The organism is Kitasatospora sp. NPDC059146 (genome assembly GCF_042786665.1).
Classification (GTDB): domain Bacteria; phylum Actinomycetota; class Actinomycetes; order Streptomycetales; family Streptomycetaceae; genus Kitasatospora.
Map to the genome: position 1 here is coordinate 30,685 of NZ_JBHZCY010000033.1, position 20,968 is coordinate 51,652.

Here is a 20,968-nt window from a genome sequence, read left to right on the forward strand (position 1 = left end):
GGAACCGTCGACTCAGGACCCGGCGAGCAGGTCCCGCAGCAGGGCGACCGTGTCGGCGTCCAGGTCCCGGCCGGTGCGACGGCTCAGTGCGTCGAGGCGGTTGACCGCGCGCAGCAACTGGTCCCGCGCGCCGGCCGACGCGTAGGCGTAGAAGAGGTCCCGGTGCAGGAGTTCGACGTCCGGGGCGACGGCGAGGCCGCGGAAGACGGCGGCCTCGGCGCTGCGGTGGTCGCCGTACTGGAGGCGGCGGGCGGCGAGTTCGTGGGCGGTGTCCACGATCGCGGCGATCATGTCCTGGCGCTCGGCCTCGGCCCAGCCGTAGGAGGCCGGCGGCGCCTCGGCGAACGGGGCACCGCGGACCAGCGCCAGGGCGTGGGCGAGGGCGGCGTCGGCGGTGGCACTGGTGCTGCGCATGCCGCGCCGGTAGAGACTGCGGAACTCGTCCCAGTCGCAGGTGACGACGGGGGCGAAGGAGTAGCCCTCGGTGGTGTCGGTGGGCAGGTGGGCACGGCCGTCCGGCGTGCTGCCGAACCAGGCCGCCAGGTCGGCGAGTTTGGCCGGCAGCGGGCTCCTGGCGTCGGCCGCGGTGGGGTGCGGGTCGAGGTGGGCGGCGCCCGGGTGCAGGTCGTGGTCGAGCGCGTGGTGGTCGGCGCCCGGCCGCAGCGCGAGGTAGACGGCGAGTTCGGTGAGCCGGGGCAGCGCCCCGGGTTCGACGGCGCCGGGGGTGCCCGCGACGTCGACCGGGCCGAGCAGCCGGATCCGGGGGGCGTTGCGCGGGGTGTGCGCCTCCGGGGAGCGCAGGATGGCGAGCAGGTCGTCGCTGTCGCTGCGGCCGGACGTGGTCCGGGCGACGGGCGCGACGGCGGCCGGGCCGGGCTCGACCGTGGCCGGCGCCGTACTGGCGGAGCCGCCCTCTCGGCCGCGGCCAGGACCACCCTCGGGACCGGGGGCGGCCCCGGGGACGACCCTGGGGGCGGGGGCGGGACCGACGCCGGGTTCCGGCCGGGCCGGGACGCGCGGGTCGACGCCGGTGGGCGCGGGCGCGCTCTGGTGCGTCGGCACCGGCTCGGCGGGTGACGCGGGCGACACGGGCGAGGCGGGCGAGGCAGGCACGACGGGCGCAGCGGGCACGACGGGCGCCTGCGGGGCCACGGGCCGCACCGGCTGGACGGGGAGCACCGGCACCGAGGCCTCGGCCGGGCCGTCCACCGCCGTCGACTCCGCAGGCCCGGCGGGCCCGGCGGGCCCGACCGGCGCCTCGGCGGGCTCCGCGAATTCCGGGGATTCTGCGGACTCCCCGGACTCCCCCGGCCCGCCCGGCAACCGCAGGTCGCGGGTGGCCTCGTCGGCGGGCTGCTCCGTCCCGGTGGCCGCCTGCCGCCCCTGCCCGTTGACGGCGAAGCGCGCCGGACCGGGCGGCGTGGGAGCAGGGACGGCGGCGGGCGCGGTCGCAGGAGCGGGCGCGACCGGGTCGGTCCCGGCGAACGGGCTGGCGCCGGTCCCGATGACCCGGGTCAGCAGCCGGGGCCCGGCCGCCGCCCCCGCGTCCTCCTCGGCCGCCGCCCCCGGGGCGCCGACGGCGGCCAGCACCGGTACGGCGAGCGGGAGTTCGGTGGTGTCGGTGTCCTCGTCCGGGTCGAGGCCGGGACCGTCCAGGGTCCAGGCGGGTGCCGGGTGCTGGGTGGTGTCGTCGGCGGCCCGGAGCAGTTCGGCGACCTGGTCGTACTGGTGGTCGTCCAGCCGCTGGAGTTCGACGCTCAGGTGCAGGCCGGGGACGGCGGCCTGGCCGGTGGTCGGCAGGGTCCAGCGGGCGACCGGTCCGGTGCCGCGCTCGGGGGCCCGGGTGATGACGGCGACGCAGGTGCGCGGGCGGGCGTCCAGCAGGCGGCCGAGCTCGGCCGGGGTGTCCCCGCCGGGCTGCTGGGCGCAGAGCACGATCTCCGGCACCCAGGACTCGTCCGCCTGGCCCCGGCTGCGGGCTTCGCGCGGGCTGGTGGCCTCGGCCGCGACCAGGGTGGCGCGGGCCTTGGCGGTGCGCGGGCCGAGCGCGGCGAGCGCCGCCTCCAGGGTGGGGTGGCGGTGGACCCGCTCGGCGGCCGGTCCGGTGATCGGCACCTCCTCGGCGAGGTCCACCAGGTGCAGGTGGAGCCGGTCGGCCAGCGGGCTGTGGGCGAGCTCGATGGCGAGGGTGCGCAGCACGGCGCGGGCGTCGTCGGGGTGCCCGGACAGGTGGAGCAGCCGGACGGCCTCCAGGTCGGCGAGGACCACCGAGCCGTCGGGCGAGGTGCCGAGGGTGACCAGCGCGGGGTAGGGCGCGGGGGTCTTGCGGGCCTGGGCCGGGCTCAGCAGGTCGGAGGACTCCTCGCTGCACCACCAGACGTTGGCGGCGTGCGCGGCGCGGAACGGCGCGATCGGGGTGGCCGGGCCGGACAGGTGCAGCTCGATGGTGTGGTCAGGGGTGATCCGGGCCGCCACGATCGCGGGCAGCCGCTTGCCCCCGCGGGTGGTGTGGCGGGCCAGGGTCCGCAGCGAGCGGTCGAGCAGCTCCAGGCCGGCCTGGTCCTGGCGGACCATCAGTTCGTTCTCGAAGGCGGCGGCCTCGGCCTCGGGCATCGCGATGCGGTGGCCGGGGCGGCGGCCGCGCTGCTGGGTGCCGCGCTTGTAGGCGACGGTGCCGACCATGACGGCGGCGAGCAGCACGCCCACGGTGGACGCGGCGAGGGCGACGCTGTAGTCGTCGCTGGGTGCCGGGGAGGCGTGCGCGGCGGGAGCGGGTGCGGGCGCGCGGTCGGGGGCGTGGGTCGGCGCCGGGGACTGGGTGGCCGGCGCGGGCTGGGGCGTGGCGGCGGGGGCGGGCGTCTGCCCGGCTCCCGCTCCGGCCCCGGCCCCGGAACCAGAACCCGCAGGCGCTGGTGCAGGCGTGGACGCGGGCGCGGGCGTCTGCCCGGGCGCCGGTGCGGCCGCTCCGGGCACGGTGAGCACCATCCCCGGCTCCAGCACGTCCGGGTCGGTCAGCCGTTCCCCGTCCGGCGCCTGGACACCCTTGTTGGCCTCGAACAGCTTCGGCCAGGCCTCGGCGTCCCCCAGCTCCCGCTGGGCGATGGCCGACAGGCTGTCCCCGGACCGGACGGTCACCGTCTTCTGCCCGCCCGCCTCCGGCTCCGTCCCGGCCTGTGGCACCTGCGCCGCGGCGGCCGTGGCCGAGGCCGAGGAGTCACCCGGCGAGGAGTCACCGGCCGAAGGGGCCTGGCCCGGCCCGGAGGACTGGGCGGGCGCCGGGGCCTTCGCCTCGTCCGGCTTGGCGTCCGTCGGCATCAGCAGCTGCCAGCCGGGCTGGATCGGCCGCTCCGCGTCGAAGCGGGTGCCCGAATCGCCCATCACCCGGCCTTCGTTGAGCTTGGCGATCTCCACCCAGCGCTCCCCGGAGCCCAGTTGGCGCTCCGCGATGGACCACAGGCTGTCGGCCGGGCGGCTGTCCCGCACGGTGTAGGTGGGCTGCTGGTCCGCCGACTGGACGGGCGCCGCGGCGGGTTGCGCGGCGGGCAGTGCGGCCCGGTGCACGCCCGGGGTCAACTGCGCCTGGGCGGAAGGGCCCTGGGTGAGTTCGGGCACCGCGGCGAAGGCCGAACCGGCCACCGGCAGCAGCGCCAGCACCGAGCCGACCAGCCCGGCCGCCATCCGCTGGCTCCAGCCGAAGGCCGGGATCCGGCGGGCGATCCGGCCACGCAGCTGGGCGGGGACCTCCAGCAGGACGGAGAGCGCGAAGCACGCCCAGGCCAGCCAGCCGACCACCACCAGCAGCCAGAGGAACAGCCGCCCGTCGTCCGGACTGGTGAGCGCCTCGCCCACCCCGCCGGAGGCGACCTCGCCCATCGAGGCGACCGCCCGGGTGCCGTACAGCAGCAGGGCGGGCACGCCGAACAGCAGGGCGAGCAGGGTGACCAGGGCGGCGAGCCCGGCGAGCACCGCGCCGCCGCGGCCGGGTCGGCGGCGCCCGGGGCGGGCGTGCCCCCTCACCGTCGGCTTGCCGCCCTTCCGGGTTCCGCCGTTCCCGGTTCCGCCCGGGCCGGTGCCGGCCCCAACCGTACGGGCCTGGGCGGTACGGGCCTGGGCGGTACGGGCCTGGTCCTTGGCACGTGGCGCGGCCATCAGTGGGTCTCCGCTTTCTCGACTCCGTGGACGAGGGTCGCACTGCCCTTGCCCGTTACCTTCCGCTCCCCGAGGGCGCCCAGCAGGACCGGCCGGTAGTCGGCCCGCACGGTGACGGTGACGACCCTGTCGTCGTCGGAGAAGACGACCTCGTCCACCTTCAGGCCGTACCGGTCGAGGTAGATCCCGGCGGCCTGCCGGACGTAGTCCTGGCGGACCTTGAAGCCCTTCCCCTGCAACACGTCCGCCTGGTCGAGCTGCTGGCCGCCGACCCGCGCGGCCTCCTGGGCGTAGGCGTCGGTGCGTTCGGCGACCCGCAGGCGGCCGCCCGCGTCGATCACCAACGCGATGACGAGCACCAGGTAGGCGGCGCAGATCGCCACGAAGAGGGCGACCGCGCCCCGGTCGGACCGCCGCCCGGCCGTACGCCGTCGGCGGTCCCGCAGCCCGCTCAGCACCCGCACCCTCTCCCCCCGATCCACACGGTGTCTCCCCACCGGCTCCCCACCGGGCGCCCCTCGGTGTCGTTGCGTCATCCCCCGAGCGCTCTCCGCTTGCGTCTCCCCCGCGCGGGCCGTCCCCAATCCCCCGGCCGCGCCCGTTGCGGCCCGCGCGCCGCCGCCTGCCGTCGTCATGTGCCGCGGTAGCGGTCCATCACCGAGGTGAACTCCCCGACGAGGTGCTTCGTCACGGGCAGCCCGGACGGTCCGCCGAGCAGGTCGGCGAGTTCGACGTCGCAGGTCACGGTGACCGTCACGGCCACCACCCGGCCGCCCGGCAGGTCCATCGGCGCCTCGGACACCTGGACGTCCGAGGTGCGGCAGGACACGCCCTGCTGGCGCAGCGTCGCGAGCGCGGATTCCTTGGCGGGCCCGTCCACCCCGGCGACGCTGCGCTGGAGCGAGCCGGTCCGGGCCCCGACCCGGGCCGCGGCCTCGACCGTGCCGGCCGCGGTCTGCACCCGCCCGGCGGCGATCGCGAGCAGCACCAGTCCGACCACGCCGGGTACCACGATCGCGGCCTCGATCGCGATCCCGCCCCGGTCCGGCCGCCTCGGCCTCCGCAGCCGCCCGCGCCACCCCGGCCGCGCCGCCCGCCCCGGCCGTCCCGACCGGTCGGCACCGGCCCGCGCCGACCGCCTCACGGCTTCACCACCGGGGGGACGAAGCGCTCGCGCGGCGCCTCGGCGAACTGCCGGACGGTGGGCCCGGTGAGCCCGGGGATCAGCAGCGGCGGCGTCAGCTCCACGGTCACCTTGATGGTGTCGTCCGAACTGCCGTCCGTCCCCACCTGGTACGCGTGCACGCCCTGCCGGTCCAGGAAGTCCCGGGCCTGCCGCGCGGCGGCCTCGGTCGCCGCCGACGCCGTCGCGTTGCCCTGCACCCGGCCGGCGTCCACGCCCTCCCGGGCGGCGGTGAGCGCGACCTGCCGGTCGTACCAGATCAACGCGGCCTGGACGACCAGCAGCAGGAGCAGCAGGACGACCGGGAAGACGATGGCCAGACTGATGCTCATCGATCCCCGGTCGCCCCGACGGCGGAGCGGACGACGACGGACCCGGATCACTTGGTGGCGCCCCCCGCGCCGCCCGCGGCGCCACCGCCGGGCAGGTTCGGGTCCTGCTCGACCCTGGTGACCACCTTGTCCTTCAACAGGTACAGCGCGGTCGCGACGGCCCCGGCGACGAACACCAACGCGATGATGGCGAGGGCGAGTTCGATGCTGATGGCGCCGCGGTCGCCGCGTGCCCGGGCGGCCCGCAGCCGGCCCGTCCGCAGCGTGAACAGCAGCAGGGCGAACTGCACGGGCAGCAGGACGGGCCGCAGGACGGGCCGCAGCACCCGGCCTGCCAGCTGGGCGAGTCGTACGGTCATCGGGGTCTCCCGGGGTGTGGTGTGTGGTGTCAGCTGCTCGGTCGGGAACGTCACGGGAAGGTCAGTTGAGCATCTGGTGGAGTGCGGGGAAGACGATCAGGACGGTCATCAGCAGGGTCAGGGCGGCGCCCGGCGCGACCATCCGCTCGCTGTCGGCGTTGGCCCGGGCCAGGTCCTCGGCGAGCAGTTCGCCGCGCAGGCCCTTGGCCCGGGCCCGCAGGGTGTCGTACACGGCGGCGCCGTCGGTGCCGGACAGCCGCATGATGTCGGCCACGTCCTGGAGCGGGGTGAGGCCCAACTCCTCGGCCAGCGCGTCCAGTCCGGCCCACGGCGGGAGCCGGTCGGTGGCCGCGCGCTCCAGCGCGTCGCGGATCCGCCGGAACACCACGCCCTGCCCGACCGAGGCCGCCCGGCGCAGCGCCTCGGCGGGGCCGCAGTCGGCGGCCCGCTCCATCGCGACGAGTTCCAGGTAGGCGGCGATGCCGTGCAGGTACTCGGTGCGGGCCTCCTTGGCCTCGCCGCGCACCACGCCGTCCGGGACGAACCACAGCAGCCCGGCCAGCAGCGGCCCGGCGACGAGCGGCAGCGCGAACGGCAGGCCGACGTCCATCAGCACGGCCATCGCGCCCAGGTAGGCGGGCAGCAGCAGGCCGAGCGCGGCGAACAGCAGCTTGTGCACCATGAAGCGGGCCGGGGTGCGGCCGATCAGGGCGAGTTCGCGGCGCGGGATCGTCACCCCGCGCAGGGTGAGCGAGCGCTCGCCGATCCGGTCGTACCAGCGCGGCCGTTCGTCCGGGTCCGGTTCGCGGTCGGCCGGGGTGCGGTGCAGCCGGTCCAGCGCCTGGCGCAGGTCCGGTGGCGCGGGGCGCAGTTCGGCGACCAGCAGGGCGAGGCCGCCGGCCGCGACGGCGCCGGCCAGCACGGACCAGGGGGAGATCACCGGACCTCCCCGAGCCGCTCGGCCGGCTCCGGCGCGGACCCGCGCAGCCGGCGCCCGCTCCTGCTGCGCCGGTCCGGGGCGAGCAGCCGGGGCACCGGCGGGTGCGCGGCCAGGGCCCGCATCCAGGCGATGATCGCGACGAACAGGGCGGCGACCACGGCCAGCACGATCTGGCCGAGGAAGGTCCCGTACGGGCGGGTGTACTCGCTGTTGAAGGAGCCGATCGTGACGACCAGCACGATGATGCCGACCAGCCAGCGGATGGTGGTGCGGTGCTTGGCCCGGTCGGCCTCGATGGCGCGGCGCTGGCGGACCTCCTCGCGCACCGACTCGGCCATGTCGGAGAGCGTCCGGGCCAGCCCCGGGCCGCTGTCCCCGGCCCGCAGCACCAGGGCGGCGAGCACCTTGTCGGCGGTGGCGTCGGCCAGGCTGTCGGCGAAGGCGTGCAGCGCCTCCTCGGGCCGCCAGCGGGCCTGCAGCCGGGCGGCCAGTTCGCCGATCTCCTCCTCCAGGGCGGCGGGGGCGGTGCGGCGGCTGGTGACGATCGCCTGGTTGAGGCCGACCCCGAGCAGCAGCACGTCGGCGATCCGCTGGGTCCACTCGGAGAGCGCCTCCAGCCGCTCGATCCGGTGGGTGTCCGGGCGGGTGGTGTCGAACAGCCAGGGCAGGCCGAAGACCGCCAGCGGCACCAGCAGCGCGGTCAGCGGGATGCGGGTGAACAGCCAGGCCAGCGGGGCGCCGACGAGGGCCAGCGGCAGCTGGATCCGGCGCAGCCGCACCATCCGCAGCGAGGCGCTGCCGGGGGCGCCGTACCAGAACACGTGGGCGCGGCCCGCCAGCGGGTTGTCCCGGCCGGCCGGCTCGTCCTCGTCGGCGGGTTCGCTGCCGCGCGCCCAGGCCACCAGGGCGACCAGGCCGCCCGCGAGCGCCAGCCCGCACAGGGCGAAGAGCAGCATCATCGCGGGCCACCGCCGATCCGCAGCTGGAGCGGGGCGGCCCAACTCCCGTACCGGGAGCCGAGCAGCGAGGCGTCGAAGCCGGCCCGGCGCAGGTCGTCCAGGCACTGCGGCGGGGTGTGCGGGACGGCCCGCGGCTCGCCGAGGTCCGGCCGGGGGCCGAACACGGTGTTCAGCGCGGGCCGGCCGCTCTCGCCGAGGCCGGTGACCTCCAGGACGTGGGAGACGAAGCGGTGCCGGCGGCCGCCGACGGCGGTCTCGTCGACCATGGAGACGTGCACGATGAGGTCCAGGGCGTTGGCGGTGAGCCGGTAGGCGAGCGCGTCGGTCATGTGCGAGCCGTACTCGAGGCAGAGTTCGGCGATGCGGTCGACGACCATGTGCGGGCCGCGGGCGTGCAGGGTGCACATCGAGCCGCCCTCGCCGTTGGTCATCACCCGCAGCATCGGGACGACCTCGCCGGAGCGGACCTCGCCGACGATGATCCGGGAGAGGGTCATCCGCAGCGCGGCCGGGATGAGGTCGCCGATCGTCAACTCCCCGGCCAGGCGGCCCTCGACGCGCTCACCGTTGCCCTCCCGGGCCTCCATCGGGACGACCTGGCGCAGGTGGCCGAGGGTGTGCAGCCAGAGCTCGAACTCCGACTCCAGGGTGCCGATCCGCTCGTCCGGCGGGATCTCGGCGGCCATCGCGCGCAGCAGGCTGGTCTTGCCGACGCCCTGGGTGCCGGTGATCATCACGTTCTTCCGGGCCCGGATCGCGGCGGCCAGGAAGGCGGCCAAGGTCCCGTCCAGGGTGCCGAGTTCGACCATCTCGGGGAGTGTCGCGGAGGCCACCCGGTGACGACGGATCGCCACGTACGGGCGGGGCGTCACCTCGGTCAGCGCCTGGAGGCGCATGCCGCCCTCCAGGCGCAGGGCGAGGGTGGGGCTGGCGGTGGACAGGCTGCGCTCGCCACCGCCGTGCTGGCGGGCCAGGTCCTGGAGCAGTTCGACGAGTTCGGCGTCGCTGTCGGCCACCGGCGGTACCTGGCGCAGGGGTTGGTGCACCTTGGAGACCCATACGTCGTCGCAGCCGTTGACCAGGATGTTCTCGATCTCCGGGTCGTCCAGGTAGGGCTGCAGCCGGCCGGCCCGGAACAGCAGGTCGAAGACGGCCTCGGCGAGGGCGCGGTCCTGCTCCCGGGTGGGCGGGATGCCGTGGGTCTGGGCGTACGCGTCGGACCAGCGGGCGACCGCCTCCTCGATCAGCGCACGGCCGCGCTGCCGGCGGGTGGCCCGGTCCGGCTCGGCCCCGGAGGTGGTGGTCAACCGGGTGATCTGCTGGTGCAGTTCGGCCGCGACCTGGCGCTTGAGCTCGCGCGCGACCTGGGTGTCGACGGCCGGCCGGGTGGCGCTGCCGCGCACGTCCAGCGAGGGCAGCTGGGCGGGCACGGCGGTCGGCCCGGCGGCGGCGCCGCCGCCCGGGACGGCCGGCCCCTGGGTCGCGGACTGCGGCAGCCCGGGCTGGGGCGCGACGGGGCCCGGCCGGTACGCCTGCGGCGGCGGTGCGGCGGCCGGGACGGGCGCGGCCCAGGGCAGGGCGGCCGGGTCGGCCGTCGGGTGCTGGTGCAGGGGGCTACCGCGCACGGAGCACCTCCCCGGGGTCGTAGGGGTGGCGGTCGTCGGTCCGCCGGTCGGTCACGGTCGGCTGCTGGAGCTGGTAGGGGCCGTCCTCCTCGCCGGCCGGCCCGGCGGCCCCCTGGACGTGCGCCGGGAACGGCGCCGGGGCGGCCGGCTGCGGCGCCAGCCCGGCGAGCGGCGCGACCGGGCCGGTGACGATCACCGGCGGGGCGTACGAAGGCGGTTCCGCCTCACCGGGGACGGGCCCGGGGGCCGCCTGGCCGTACCCGGGCCGGCCGTGGCCGGACTGCGGGTGGGTGGGCTGCTGGTAGCCGGGCTGCGGGTGGCCGGGCTGGGCCTGCCCCTGGTACGTCCGGTCCGGGTACACCTGCTGCCCGTACCCGGTCTGCCCGTACGGGCTCGGCGCGGGCATCACGGGCGCGGGCGGCGTCGGCGCGGGCGGCACCGGCGTCGGCGCCACCGGCGCGGCCGGCCCGCCGGTCGCGGTACCGGTCGCCGCGGGCCCGCCCGGCGCCGCGCCCAGGGCGGGCGCCGGTGCGGCCGCCGGGCTCGCGGTGGGCGCGAGCCGCTGCCGCCGTCGGCGGACCAGCAGCTGCACCTCGTCCGCCGCCGACCGCGCCGTGCGCATCAGCTCCGAGCGGATGAACCGCCGGTCGGTGGTGTCCCCGCCGTCGGAGAGCACCCGGGCGGTGCGGGGGGCGTGCGGCAGCTCGCCGAGCACCGGCAGGCCGAACTCGCGGGAGACCTCGGCGCCCGAGTACGGCCCCTCGGAGACCAGCAGCAGTCCGAGCGCGTCCGTCCCGGTCCCGGCGGCGGCGAGGTCCTCGCCGAGCGCGGCGAGCCGCGGCCGGGCGGCGCTCAGCCCGCGCAGCGTGCTGCGGACCGTCACCGCCACCACGTCGGCCCGGCGGGCCAGCACCGCGCCGGCCCCGGTGGCGCCGGAGCGGCCGAGGTCGACGATGACGTCGTAGCCCTGCTGCTCGATGCCGTGCAGCAGTTCGGCGAGCGGCTCCCAGGTGTAGGTGAGGCCGGAGGCCTGGACCGGGTCGGTGAGGCCGGGCAGCAGCAGCCGCTCGGCGTCGCCCTCGGGCGAGAGGTCGATGAGCTGTTCCCAGATGGTCTGGGCGAGCAGTCCGCGCCGGTCGGCGACGGCCAGGTTGCGCAGCCCGTACACCGCCTCGACCCGGCCCTCCAGGGCGCCGGCCAGCACCGCGCCGCCGTCCGGGTCGGCCTCGACCAGCAGGATCCGGCGGCCGGGCTGGAGCGGCCAGGCGAGCAGCAGTGCCAGGGCGGTGGTGGTCGCCCCGGGCGCGCCCGGGCCGCCGACCACCGCGATCACCGCCATCAGGCGCCACCCGCCCCGGCCGGGGTCGAGGGCCCGCCGCCGCCCGTGGGGGCCGCGCCGCCGGGGGGCGTCGTGCCCGAGGGTGCGGCGCCGGTGGGGGCCGCGCCGGAGGGGGCGGTCGAGGGTGAGGCCGGGGCGCCGCCGTCCGCGGCCGCGCGCGGGGCCAGCAGTACCTGGATCCGTCCGCCGGCCACCCACTGCGCCAGCCGCGGCCCGTCCGCCGTGCCGACCGCCACGTCGACCACCTGGCTGCCGTCGGTGTCCACCCGGCCGACGGTGATGACCGTCGCAGCCAGCGAGTCGGGCCGGCCGTTGTCGGGGGTGTTGACCACGACGATCTGCACCCCGGGCTGGAGCCGGCTGGCGGGCAGCTGGGTGCGCTTGGCCGACACCCCGACCACGATCTGCCCCGGCTGCACGGTCAGGCCCCGCGCGAGGTCCGAACCGGTCAGCATGGCACCGCGCTTGAGGTCGGTGGCGGCCCGCAGGCCGACCGCCCTGGCCCGGTCCTGGGCGGAGACCGGCCGCAGCGCCGGGTCGCCCGCGATCCGGGCCACCACCAGGTCGTCGTCGGTGATGACCTGCCCCCAGGGCACGTCCCGGGCGAGCGCCAGCACCGCGACCCGCTGACCGGTGCTGTTGTAGAGGACGGCGCCGCCGAGCCCGCCGGCCGCGATCAGCGCGACCGCCATGGCGAGCACCGCGGGGCGCCGGCGCCGGGCCCGCAGGGTGCGGCCGGGCGCGTGCGGCGTGGCCCGGCCCTGTTCCTGCTGCTCCGGTACCGCCACGGACACCGCGGCGCCCGCCGGCGTGCCGGACCCCGGCGTCGCGAATGTACGGTTCTCCACCGGGTTCCGCCCTTCCCTCGTTCGCTCTTCTGCTCGTCAGTGGCCGAACGGCCCTTGTGGTGCCGTCAGTTGAGGACCTGCACCTCGGCGACCTTGAGCGCGAGGTCCGCTCCGCGCGGCATGTCGATGTCGAAGGTCTTCGCCTGCGGCCCGGTGATCACCACATGGGCCCGCCAGTGCGCGGTCACGGTGCCGGTGAAGACACCGCCCTTGCGGGTGCCCGAGCCGGCCGCGAACTCGTAGCCGCAGTCGGGGGACTTCGCGTCCTTGTAGACGGGGTCGTACGGTGTCCCGGCCGTGGCGCAGTCCACCGTCATCCCCTGGCCGAAGTCCCAGGTCATGCCGTCCAGTTGCGCGGTGACGGTGACGGAGGCGCCCGGCACCGTGAGCGAACTCGGCTTGGGCGCCACCATTCCCTCGGCCCAGAGCCAGACCGGCGCCTTCACCACCGCGGTCTCCTTGGGCGCGAGGCCCGCCTTCGGCGCCGGGAAGACCATCCGGTCGGCGAGCAGCTTCGCCTGGACGGTCAGGTTGATCACCGGGGTCGCACCCGCCGCGTTGCTCACGAACTGGGTCTGCAGGCCGTCCTGCCCGCCGGCGGTCTGCGGGCAGACCTTGGAGTAGACCGTTCCCTCCGAGGGCTTGTGGCCCTCCCAGGCCTTGTCGCCCTCGGCCGGCTGCTGGTCCAGGGGCCGGAAGTAGCACCCGACGTCGCTGTTGAAGTAGCCGCGCTCCGGGTCGTAACAGGCCCACTGGGTGTCGTGGTAGCTGCACAACTGCGGCCCGCCGCCCCCGGTGTCGCCCCCGCCCTGCGAGGTTCCGGGCGTGCTGGTGCTGCTGCCGCCGGTGCCGGTGTGCGAGCAGATCACGTTCAGGGAACAGTTATCCGCCCCGGTGCCCGGTGGTTCGTCCGCCGTCGCCGTCACCGCCGAGGACAACAGCAGTCCGGCGGACAACGAAGCGACGACCGCGAACCGTCGGGCCGGTTTCCTTGCGTTCAGCATGTCCGGTCCACCTCCCGCTTGAAGTCGTAGATCAGCCAGTGCGCTTGGAACCATCGCAGGGACGCGGTCGCGGCATAGCGGTTCAGTCGGCCGACCGGATCCTTCGCGGTACGGGTGACGGCATCGACGCTGTGCCAGTCCGAGAGGTCGACGCAGTCCTCGATCACGGCGGTCTGCGGATCGGCATTCAGGTCGACGGCCTTCACCACCGCCGAATTCCGCGGCATTCCGGTCATCACCAGTTTGGCGTCGTGGAGTTGACGGAGGTCGACCAGGGCGTCGGACAGGGCCCGACCGGAGGAGTACGCCTCGAACGCGGAACCGTCCGAATCCGTACGCCCGTAGGCCGTGGCCTGCGCCTGCCACCAGTCCTGATACGTCCTCAGGGCCAGCCGCCCCCGGGCCCCTTCCGGCCCGTCGGTCGGCGCGATCGCGCCGTTTGCCGGACCACCCGAAGGAGTTAACGGGTTCACTCCCGCAACCGTGGGCACGGGCGACCCGAGACGATCCACGGAACCACCGCCACCACTACTCGCACAAGCGCCGAGCAGCAACACCAGAACCGCCCCGCCAGTCCCGATCGCCCCAGGGCGCAACACATTTCCGCGCTGCCGCATCGCCCCACCTCGTCGCGACCGAGCCGATCCGTGATCAACGGTCGCCAGGAGAATTCCGAAGACCCGCCGATGTTTCCACTGGGGATCGATTCTTCGCCAACCCACCCCATCACGGCAACACCTCAGGCCCCCTGACCTTACGCGGAAGGCGGTTCCGTCGGGGCACTTTCCCGCCACAGAACGGCCAACAGTTCTTCGGAAAGCGACAATCCGGCCAATGCGCCCCGAACAGCGGCCCGATTGCGCATCAACAGGCGCCCGCCGTGCGGCGGAACGAGCAGGCGCGCGCCCGGCGTACCCGGACCGCCGGACGGATCGCCCCCGTCCAGCAGTCCGGCCACGGCGGGCTGGAGGTCCAGCGGGGCGACCGCCGCCGGGGCGCCCGGGACGCCGTGGTGCAGGACGGTGGTGAGCGCCCGGCTGAACGAGCCCTCCTCGCCCGGCAGTACGGCGTCCCGGCCGCGTCTGCCCGGGGCGTAGCGGCCGATCCGGCCCCACAGCGGGACCCGGGAGTAGCTGAGCAGTTCGCCCGCGCTGTCCTCGCCGGGCCGTTCCAGCGCCGTCCAGGTGTCCCGGTCGGCCACCGCGTCGACCAGCAGCAGGGCCTCCTCCTGGTCCCCGTGCACCATCGCGCTGACCACCCAGTCCCAGGCCAGGCCGCGCCGGTAGGCGTTGCCGGGGGTGCTGCCGCCGGTGACCAGGGCGAGCCGGCGCCCGCGCGGGTCGGCCACCAACTGGCCGACCAGGCAGACCACCAGCCAGCGGCCGGGGCGCCGGGCCGCGTCCCGGACGGCCGTGAGCATCGCGTTGGCGTCCGCGTCCGGCGCCACGGCCGTCACCCGGCAGCCCGCGGCGCCGGTGTCGAAGCACATCCCGGGCAGCACCTCGGCCAACAGCCGGGCGCCCGCCGGGGCGTGCGCCGACCCGCCGTAGGCCCGCTCGGGCCCGCCGTCCGCACCGATCACCACCAGATCGACCCCGCCGGCCATCCGTCCGCCCCCTCCTGCGCCCGCCCCTCCACCGATCCCGACGCGGGGCAGGCTACCGCTCCGGCCGGGCGCCGACGGGGCTCCCGGCCCGTCCGCTCAGGGACCATGGGCCCTATCGACGCCCGCGCCGACCGAGGACGATCGGACGCATGGAGCGTGAGGACCGAGTGCAGACCCTGAGCGAGGCCGAGTGCCTACGGCTGCTCAGCACCGTGCCCGTCGGGCGCGTGGTGTACACCGAGCACGCGCTGCCGGCCGTCCTGCCGGTCTCCTTCGAGGTCCTGGACGGGCGGCTGGTGCTCGCCGTGCGCCGGGGAAGTGCCACCGCGCGCGGGCTCGACGGCACGGTGGTGGCCTTCCAGGCGGACCTGCTGGACCCGGTGACCCGCACCGGGTGGAGCGTGCTGGTGCACGGCCGGGCCGACGCCGTCAGCGAGCCCGAGCAGGTGCGCCGGGTGCTGCGCTCCGGGCTGCGGCCGTGGGTGGGGGACCCGGAGCCGCTGTTCATCGCCCTGGTGCCGGAACTGGTGAGCGGCCGCCGGCTGTTCCCGACCGGGCAGGGCTCGCTCGGGCAGGGCTCGCTCGGCCGACCGCTGCTGCGGCCCTGAGCTCGGGTTTCGCACTCCGCTCCTGACAGGTACCGGCGGGTAGGCATACGCTTCCGGCGTCCTGCCCCCGTGACCCCTCCCCGGGGCCGTCCCCTCCAGGAGCGCACCGTGACGACCTTCGCCTCCCTCGCCGAGCTGACCGCCGCCGTCGGCACCGAGCTGGGCACCAGCGAGTGGCACACCATCGACCAGCGGAAGATCGACCTGTTCGCCGAGGCGACCGGCGACCACCAGTGGATCCACGTCGACCCGGAGCGGGCGAAGGAGAGCCGGTTCGGCTCGACCATCGCGCACGGCTACCTGACCCAGTCGATGATCCCGGTGCTGGCCAAGGAGTGCTACGGCGTCGAGGGCGTGCGGATGGCGCTGAACTACGGCTCGGACAAGGTGCGCTTCCCGGCCCCGGTGCCGGTCGGCACCGCGATCCGGGCCACCGCCGAGCTGCTCTCGGCCACCGAGGTGCCGGGCGGGGTCCAGGCGGTGGTGCGCTTCACCATCACCAGCGAGCGGAGCGACAAGCCGCACTGCGTCGCGGAGGCGATCACCCGCTTCTACGCGTAGCGGCGGGCCGGCGACGGGCGCGGGGCGCGGGCGCCGGGCACCCGCACCGCGCGGGGGCCGGGCTCGGCGCCGGCGGCGCGTGCCGGGTACGCCGATTGGACCGCGCCGGGCTCTTCGCCGGGTCCGAACGGCCCACGGCGAGTAACGTCCGACGAGATGGTTGTCGTACCCCAGTGGCCCCACGGCCCCCGGGGTACGCGCCCCGGCCTGCCCGGTAGCCGTGACCGTCCCAGGAGGAGCCGTGCCCCGCCCCGTCCCGTGGTTCTCCCGTCTCGCCGGTCTGACGTCACAGCTCGCACCGCCGCCCAGCGCACCGGACGCCGACCGGGCCGCGCTCGGCTGCGGCGCCCCGGAGCGCGCACTCCCCGGCCTCGCCGGACTGCCCCGCGCCGCCTGGCACCGGGTCCGCACCGACGCCTTCGGGGCCGACCCCCGGGGCGAGCGGCTGGCCCGGATCCGCCGCTCGCCGCAGTTCTCCGACGGCGCCTTCCGCAACCCGGTGCCCACCCGCCGCCTGGTCTACGAGCGCAGCCCGCTGGAGATCACCCTCGCCCAGCTGAGCGGGGACAAGACCCGCCGGGCGCCGTCCGCCGCGGTGCCGGTGCACCGGCTGCTCCCGGTCGACCTCGCCGCCCCACCCGCCTCCGGACTGCGGCTCACCTGGCTGGGGCACGCCACCGTGCTCGCCGAGATCGGCGGGCGGCGCGTCCTGATCGACCCGGTCTGGGGCGAGCGCTGCTCCCCCTTCGGCTGGACCGGCCCCAAGCGGCTGCACCCGGTACCGCTGCCGCTGTCCGAACTCGGGCCGGTGGACGTGGTGGTGATCTCGCACGACCACTACGACCACCTCGACATGCGCACCGTGAAGGCCCTGATCGGCAGCGGCGCGGTGTTCGCCGTACCGCTCGGGGTCGGGGCGCACCTGGAGCACTGGGGCGTGCCGGCCGGGCGGATCGTCGAGCTGGACTGGTGGGAGTCGGCCGAGGTCGCCGGACTGACCCTGACCGCCACGCCCGCCCGGCACTACTGCAGCCGGGGTCCGCGCACCAGCGCGCTGTTCCTCTGGGCGTCCTGGGTGGTCGCGGGCGGCGGGCACCGGATCTTCCACAGCGGGGACACCGGCTACTTCCCCGGCTTCGCGGAGATCGGCCGCCGGCTCGGCCCGTTCGACGCCACGATGATGCAGGTCGGGGCGTACAGCGAGTTCTGGCCCGAGGTGCACATGACCCCGGAGGAGGGCGTCCGGGCGCACCTGGACCTGGGCGGCGAGCTGCTGCTGCCGATCCACTGGTGCACCTTCAACCTGGCGATCCACCCCTGGGAGGAGCCCGCCGAGCGCGTGGTCACCGCCGCCCAGGCTCTCGGCGCCCACCTGGCGGTCCCCCGCCCCGGCAAGCCCTTCGAGCCCGCCGACCCGCCGGCCCTGCGGCTGTGGTGGCGCGCCGTCGCGGCCAGGCCGCGCGGCATCGAACCGCTGGTCGCGGAGCGGACGGAGGTGCGGGAACAGGCGACGGGTTTCAGCGAACAGATTTCAAACTCTGTCATCTGAAATCTGTTCGCTGAAATCTGTCATCTGTTATCTGTTCGCTGTTATCTGTTCGCCGTCAGCTGTTCGACGCCGTCCCCCGGCGGCGCCGGATCACCGCCCAGCCCGCCTCCTGCACCACCAGGGTGAGCACCCCGGCCAGCACGATCCCCAGCAGGTTCAGCAGCAACTGCACGCTGGATCCCCAGAATTGGTCGACCTTGCCGTACCCGAGCGCGACCGCCGCATTGGCCGCGGCGGGCACGGTGGTGACCGAGATCGCGACGCCCACCAGGGTGCCGGCCTTCGCCGAGGTCAGCGAGAGCAGCCCGGCGACGCCCGCCAGGAAGGCGACCACGAAGGAGGTCGCGTCGGGCTGCCAGATGAACGAGGTGTTCGGACGCGCGGCGTCGAACCGCTCCTCCGAGAAGAGCCCCAGCGCGTCCATCAGCAGTCCGAAGCAGACCGTCAGCGCCATCGCCACCAGGAAGCCCGTGACCAGGGCGTTCAGCGAGCGCAGCGCCGGGCGCGCGCGGCGCTGGACGATCGCCACGCAGAGCCCGGCCAGCGGCCCGAACTCCGGGCCGACCGCCATCGCGCCGACGACCAGGATGGCGCTGTCCAGCACCGAGCCGCAGGCCGCCAGCATGGTGGCGACGGTGAGGAAGGCCAGGAACACCCAGGTGAGGGTGGACTCCTCGTGGGTGATCTCGGAGACCGATTCCCACACCAGCGCGTCGGCCCCCTCCCCCGGGGCCAGCCGCTCGGCCTCGTCGGCCGCCGCCGAGAGGCTCAGGTCGAGCGCCGAGACGTCGATCGCCCCGCGCTCGACCAGGCCCGTCCCGCGCAGTGCGCCCAGCACCTCGTCCAGCGCCTCCCGGGCCACGTCGCAGAGCACCACGTCCCCGGCGGGCCGGACGGCCGCGTCCGGCAGGACCACCACGTGGGTGACCCCGACGGAGTCGTCCAGGCAGCCGAGCACCGGCTCGCGCAGGTCGGGCGGGACGATCAGGCGAAGGTGCAGCACGGGCTCTCCGGTACGTAGCGGACGGATCGGAAATCCCGCCCACCCTAGAACCTGACGCCCCGCCCGCCCTCGCGGCCCGCTCTCTCGGCCCGTCCCTCGCGGCCCGTCCCGCCGACACATGAGCCCCGCTCAGCCCGCGAGGACGTCCCGCAGCGCCCGGGCCTCCTTCACCACCCGGCTCGACCCACCCTGCTCCGCCGCCGCCGTCACCTCGGCCACCGCGCCCCGCGCCCCGCCCCGCCGGGCGCAGTCCGCGGCGAGCGCGAGCAGGTCCCCGAGCCCGCGGACGGTCGGCCCGGACGTGCCGAGCAGCTCGGGCAACGCGGCCCGCAGCACCGTCCACACCGTCCGGTGCGCGCCGGTCTCCGCCGCCTGGCCGAGCACCGCCACCAGCCGGGTCGGCTTGACCGCCCCGAGCGGGACCAGTTCGCCCAGCTCGCGCCCGAGCAGCCCGCCGTCGAGCTCCCCGCGCGCGGCGAGCACCAGCAGCGCGTCGAGGGCGCCGGTCCGGTCCTCGGCGTGCCGGGCGCCCAGCCCGTACGCGAGCGCCAGGTGCAGCGCGAGTCCGGCGGGGCCGCCGGACTCGGCGAGCAGCGGGAGGTGGCGCGCGGCCCCGCGCTCGTCCCGGTCGGCGCCCGCGGCGAACTGGTCGAGCCAGCGGGCGGCCAGCTCCTCCCGGTGGTGGGGCAGGACCGCCACCCAGTGCGGGACCGGCCGCCAGACCCACTCCTCGACGGCGCGGGCCCGGGAGACGCTGGGCCCGGTCGGGTCGAGCAGCTTGCGGAACTCCGGGGCGAGCCGCTCGCCGGCCGGCCCCGTCGGCCCGGAGCCGGTGCCCGGCTGGGCGACGACGATCCGCTCGATCTCCTCCCACCAGCGGTCCAGGTAGGTCCGCCGGCTCCGCACGCCCCGGCCGGGCGCGAAGAGCACCCGTTCGGAGGGCTGTCCGGGCAGGCCGCCGGTGCGCAGCCAGTGCGCCAGCCACCGCCCGGCGGGCGAGGTGAGCGCCTCGGCGGCGGCCAGCACCTCGGGCTCGGCGGTCGGCCGGACCCTGAGCAGGGCCGCGCACAGGTCGGCCTGGCCGGGGGTGATGCGCGCCGCCTGGTACCCGGCGAGGCGTTCGACCAGCGCCGCCGGTTCGATCGCCCCGGTGGTGTCGGTCGGGACGGCGAGCAGGTAGGGCGGGCGGTTGGCGGTCACCTGCCAGGCGGCCTCCTCCAGCCGGGCGGCGAGGACGGTGCCGTGCGGGCTGGTGCGGGGGCCGCGCAGCGGGGTGCGTCCGCTGCCGGTGAGGGCGTCCCAGAGCCGGCGTGACGGCGTCTCGCCCGCCAGCGCGGCCACCACGTAGGAGATGTCCCGGGGCGTGCAGTCGGCCCAGTGGCCGGCGCCCTGCCAGGGGTGCGTCCGGCGGACGGGTTCCAGTGCCGCGAGGAGCGCGGCCCGGTCCAGGTGGGCCTGCCGGACCAGTCCGTCCAGCACCCGTTCGAAGGCGGCGACCTCGGGCTCCCGGGCCGCGAGCAGCGCGGAGAGCTCCTCGGCCAGCTCGGCCGCCGAGCCGATCGGTGCCCCGAGCGGGCGCGGCCCGGGCACCGGCGGCAGGATCTCCTCCGATCCGCCCGCCGGGTCGTCGCCGCCACCGCCACCGCCACCGACCGGGGCGCCGAACAGTTCCCCGGCCCGGGCGTGGTGGGCGGGGTGGAGCAGTTCGGCGGCGCCGCGCAGCTCTGGCAGCACGGCCGTGCCCGCCGCGGCGAGGTGACGGGCCACCACGTTCAGCGCCCGCTCCTGGACGCCGGGGTCCGGGTGGCCGAAGGCTCCGGCTGCCGCGAGCACCACCGGCCCAGAGCGGTCGGGCGCGCGCCGGGCGGCCTTCTCCAGCCAGGCCAGTTGGGCCCTGACCAGCTTCTTCTCGGTCCGGAACAGCACCACCGCGGAGGCCTCGGTGAGCGTCTCCGGCTCGATCAGCCCGGCCTCGTCCAGTCCGGCGAGCACCTCCTGGGCGTGGCCGGCGATCACCGACAGCCCGTCCAGCAGCGCCAGGACGTCCCGTACCCTGGCCGCGTACTCCTCGGGTGTCGGGTCGAGCGCGCGCAGCAGTTCCAGGAAGGCCCGCTGGTCGGCGGCCTTGCCGCCGCGCAGCAGCCGGGCCAGGCAGCGGTCGAGCAGTTCGACCCGGTCCACCAGCCCGGTCGCGGCCAGGTCGGCGATCGCCTCGGTCCAGACGTCCCCGCGGCGGGGGCTGTGCCGGCGGGTCAACGTGCCACCGATGTCGGCGAGTTCGAGGATCCGGGGCAGTAGGACGGGCATCAGGGCGTCGGCCCGCAGCCGCTCGACCAACGGCGGCCGGGGGCCGTACTCGGTGGACAGGGCGCCGAACCAGCCCCGGACGAAGGGCTCGCTCACCGGCACGGCGCAGCCGGTGCGCCGGACGATCGCCTCGACCAGCGGGTGCATCGACCAGCCCCAGGAGCGCACCGGCCGCTGGGCGAGCCGGGTGGCCACCTCGATCTGCCACTCCTGCGGCTGGGACTCGACGACCACGTGCAGGGCCGGGTGCCGGGCCCAGTCGCGGCTGCCGAAGTCGGTGCCGGCGAGCCAGGTGGCGGCGCCCGCCGGGCCGGGGTGGCAGCCGGCTCCGGCGATCAGCAGGGCGCCCCGGGTGTCCGTCCCGGACTGCGACCAGTCGTCGCGCAGCTCCTTGCGCAGCTCCCTGAGCGCGGCCAGGCACTCCCGCCGCTGGACCTTGTCCAGCTCGGCCAGCAGTTCCGGGACGGCTTCGACGAACCCGACCCGGACGGCCGCGAGCAGTTCCCCGACCGGCCCCGCGGTCCGCTCCACGATCTCCGCCTTCGCCATCTTCGCCACCTTCACCGCTCTGTCCACCCTTTCCGCCTTCTCCCCCG

At 76.2% G+C, this 20,968-nt stretch carries 18 protein-coding genes; 3 read left to right on the forward strand and 15 right to left on the reverse strand.

The genetic code is table 11. The features are described 5' to 3' along the window. Positions 1-12 precede the first annotated feature (12 nt). The 13 genes from ACFXPX_RS16990 to ACFXPX_RS17050 form a co-directional block, all read right to left on the reverse strand. Positions 13-4,149, reverse strand: coding sequence for a LysM peptidoglycan-binding domain-containing protein (locus ACFXPX_RS16990; RefSeq protein ID WP_380641957.1), 4,137 nt, complete (start codon positions 4,147-4,149; stop codon positions 13-15). Continuing rightward, entirely contained in the window at positions 4,149-4,631 is a 483-nt protein-coding gene (locus ACFXPX_RS16995) for a hypothetical protein (protein ID WP_375884965.1), read from the reverse strand. Before ACFXPX_RS16995 ends, ACFXPX_RS16990 begins: the two co-directional genes overlap by 1 nt. Before the next feature lie 149 nt (positions 4,632-4,780). Further along, on the reverse strand, positions 4,781-5,149 hold the full coding sequence (locus ACFXPX_RS17000) for a pilus assembly protein (protein ID WP_375884962.1): 369 nt from the start codon (positions 5,147-5,149) through the stop codon (positions 4,781-4,783). Positions 5,150-5,289: 140 nt separating this feature from the next. Beyond that, complete coding sequence (locus ACFXPX_RS17005; RefSeq protein ID WP_375884959.1) at positions 5,290-5,664, reverse strand: TadE/TadG family type IV pilus assembly protein; 375 nt, start codon at positions 5,662-5,664, stop codon at positions 5,290-5,292. Positions 5,665-5,711: 47 nt separating this feature from the next. Continuing rightward, complete coding sequence (locus tag ACFXPX_RS17010) at positions 5,712-6,023, reverse strand: hypothetical protein (RefSeq protein WP_380594652.1); 312 nt, start codon at positions 6,021-6,023, stop codon at positions 5,712-5,714. A 61-nt stretch (positions 6,024-6,084) separates the two neighbouring features. After that, positions 6,085-6,963 (reverse strand): hypothetical protein, encoded by an 879-nt coding sequence (locus ACFXPX_RS17015; protein WP_375884955.1) that lies wholly within the window; start codon positions 6,961-6,963, stop codon positions 6,085-6,087. Then, positions 6,960-7,922, reverse strand: a complete 963-nt coding sequence (locus ACFXPX_RS17020) for a type II secretion system F family protein (RefSeq protein ID WP_380526866.1) — start codon at positions 7,920-7,922, stop codon at positions 6,960-6,962. Before ACFXPX_RS17020 ends, ACFXPX_RS17015 begins: the two co-directional genes overlap by 4 nt. Beyond that, the gene (locus tag ACFXPX_RS17025) at positions 7,919-9,547 is read right to left on the reverse strand and encodes a CpaF family protein (RefSeq protein WP_380641960.1); all 1,629 of its coding nucleotides are present in this window, start codon (positions 9,545-9,547) and stop codon (positions 7,919-7,921) included. Before ACFXPX_RS17025 ends, ACFXPX_RS17020 begins: the two co-directional genes overlap by 4 nt. Then, entirely contained in the window at positions 9,537-10,886 is a 1,350-nt protein-coding gene (locus tag ACFXPX_RS17030; RefSeq protein ID WP_380641962.1) for a hypothetical protein, read from the reverse strand. Before ACFXPX_RS17030 ends, ACFXPX_RS17025 begins: the two co-directional genes overlap by 11 nt. Beyond that, positions 10,886-11,734, reverse strand: coding sequence for an SAF domain-containing protein (locus ACFXPX_RS17035; RefSeq protein ID WP_380593727.1), 849 nt, complete (start codon positions 11,732-11,734; stop codon positions 10,886-10,888). Before ACFXPX_RS17035 ends, ACFXPX_RS17030 begins: the two co-directional genes overlap by 1 nt. Positions 11,735-11,799: 65 nt before the next feature. After that, positions 11,800-12,738, reverse strand: a complete 939-nt coding sequence (locus tag ACFXPX_RS17040) for a hypothetical protein (protein ID WP_375884943.1) — start codon at positions 12,736-12,738, stop codon at positions 11,800-11,802. Further along, positions 12,732-13,211 (reverse strand): hypothetical protein, encoded by a 480-nt coding sequence (locus tag ACFXPX_RS17045; protein ID WP_380641964.1) that lies wholly within the window; start codon positions 13,209-13,211, stop codon positions 12,732-12,734. The genes ACFXPX_RS17040 and ACFXPX_RS17045 overlap by 7 nt, the downstream gene beginning before the upstream one ends. Positions 13,212-13,492: 281 nt before the next feature. After that, positions 13,493-14,344, reverse strand: coding sequence for a hypothetical protein (locus ACFXPX_RS17050; protein WP_375884939.1), 852 nt, complete (start codon positions 14,342-14,344; stop codon positions 13,493-13,495). Between the two features lie 149 nt (positions 14,345-14,493). On the opposite strand from ACFXPX_RS17050, the gene ACFXPX_RS17055 reads away from it, so the two are divergent. The 3 genes from ACFXPX_RS17055 to ACFXPX_RS17065 all read left to right on the forward strand — a co-directional run bounded on the left by ACFXPX_RS17055 (position 14,494) and on the right by ACFXPX_RS17065 (position 17,062). After that, positions 14,494-14,952, forward strand: coding sequence for a pyridoxamine 5'-phosphate oxidase family protein (locus ACFXPX_RS17055; protein WP_375884936.1), 459 nt, complete (start codon positions 14,494-14,496; stop codon positions 14,950-14,952). Positions 14,953-15,060: 108 nt separating this feature from the next. Then, on the forward strand, positions 15,061-15,513 hold the full coding sequence (locus tag ACFXPX_RS17060) for a MaoC family dehydratase (protein WP_380641967.1): 453 nt from the start codon (positions 15,061-15,063) through the stop codon (positions 15,511-15,513). 379 nt (positions 15,514-15,892) lie between these two features. Then, entirely contained in the window at positions 15,893-17,062 is a 1,170-nt protein-coding gene (locus ACFXPX_RS17065) for an MBL fold metallo-hydrolase (RefSeq protein WP_375885300.1), read from the forward strand. Between the two features lie 55 nt (positions 17,063-17,117). Here the strand turns inward: ACFXPX_RS17065 and ACFXPX_RS17070 are convergent, their stop codons facing one another. Together ACFXPX_RS17070 and ACFXPX_RS17075 are read right to left on the reverse strand one after the other, a co-directional pair. Next, positions 17,118-18,065 carry a DUF389 domain-containing protein gene (locus tag ACFXPX_RS17070; protein ID WP_380526875.1) on the reverse strand — a complete coding sequence of 316 codons (948 nt, stop codon included), beginning with the start codon at positions 18,063-18,065 and terminating at the stop codon, positions 17,118-17,120. A gap of 129 nt (positions 18,066-18,194) precedes the next feature. Then, positions 18,195-20,921 carry a DUF6493 family protein gene (locus ACFXPX_RS17075; protein ID WP_380641969.1) on the reverse strand — a complete coding sequence of 909 codons (2,727 nt, stop codon included), beginning with the start codon at positions 20,919-20,921 and terminating at the stop codon, positions 18,195-18,197. Positions 20,922-20,968: the final 47 nt, after the last annotated feature.

What these genes read in the sequence shown, in the direction of transcription:
- ACFXPX_RS17010 (WP_380594652.1), bottom strand. Translation starts at nt 6,023, where the DNA reads ATGACCGTACGACTCGCCCAGCTGGCAGGCCGGGTGCTGCGGCCCGTC.
- ACFXPX_RS17005 (WP_375884959.1), bottom strand. Translation starts at nt 5,664, where the DNA reads ATGAGCATCAGTCTGGCCATCGTCTTCCCGGTCGTCCTGCTGCTCCTG.
- ACFXPX_RS16990 (WP_380641957.1), bottom strand. Translation starts at nt 4,149, where the DNA reads ATGGCCGCGCCACGTGCCAAGGACCAGGCCCGTACCGCCCAGGCCCGT.
- ACFXPX_RS17055 (WP_375884936.1), top strand. Translation starts at nt 14,494, where the DNA reads ATGGAGCGTGAGGACCGAGTGCAGACCCTGAGCGAGGCCGAGTGCCTA.
- ACFXPX_RS17040 (WP_375884943.1), bottom strand. Translation starts at nt 12,738, where the DNA reads ATGCTGAACGCAAGGAAACCGGCCCGACGGTTCGCGGTCGTCGCTTCG.
- ACFXPX_RS17075 (WP_380641969.1), bottom strand. Translation starts at nt 20,921, where the DNA reads ATGGCGAAGGCGGAGATCGTGGAGCGGACCGCGGGGCCGGTCGGGGAA.
- ACFXPX_RS17020 (WP_380526866.1), bottom strand. Translation starts at nt 7,922, where the DNA reads ATGATGCTGCTCTTCGCCCTGTGCGGGCTGGCGCTCGCGGGCGGCCTG.
- ACFXPX_RS17030 (WP_380641962.1), bottom strand. Translation starts at nt 10,886, where the DNA reads ATGGCGGTGATCGCGGTGGTCGGCGGCCCGGGCGCGCCCGGGGCGACC.
- ACFXPX_RS17050 (WP_375884939.1), bottom strand. Translation starts at nt 14,344, where the DNA reads ATGGCCGGCGGGGTCGATCTGGTGGTGATCGGTGCGGACGGCGGGCCC.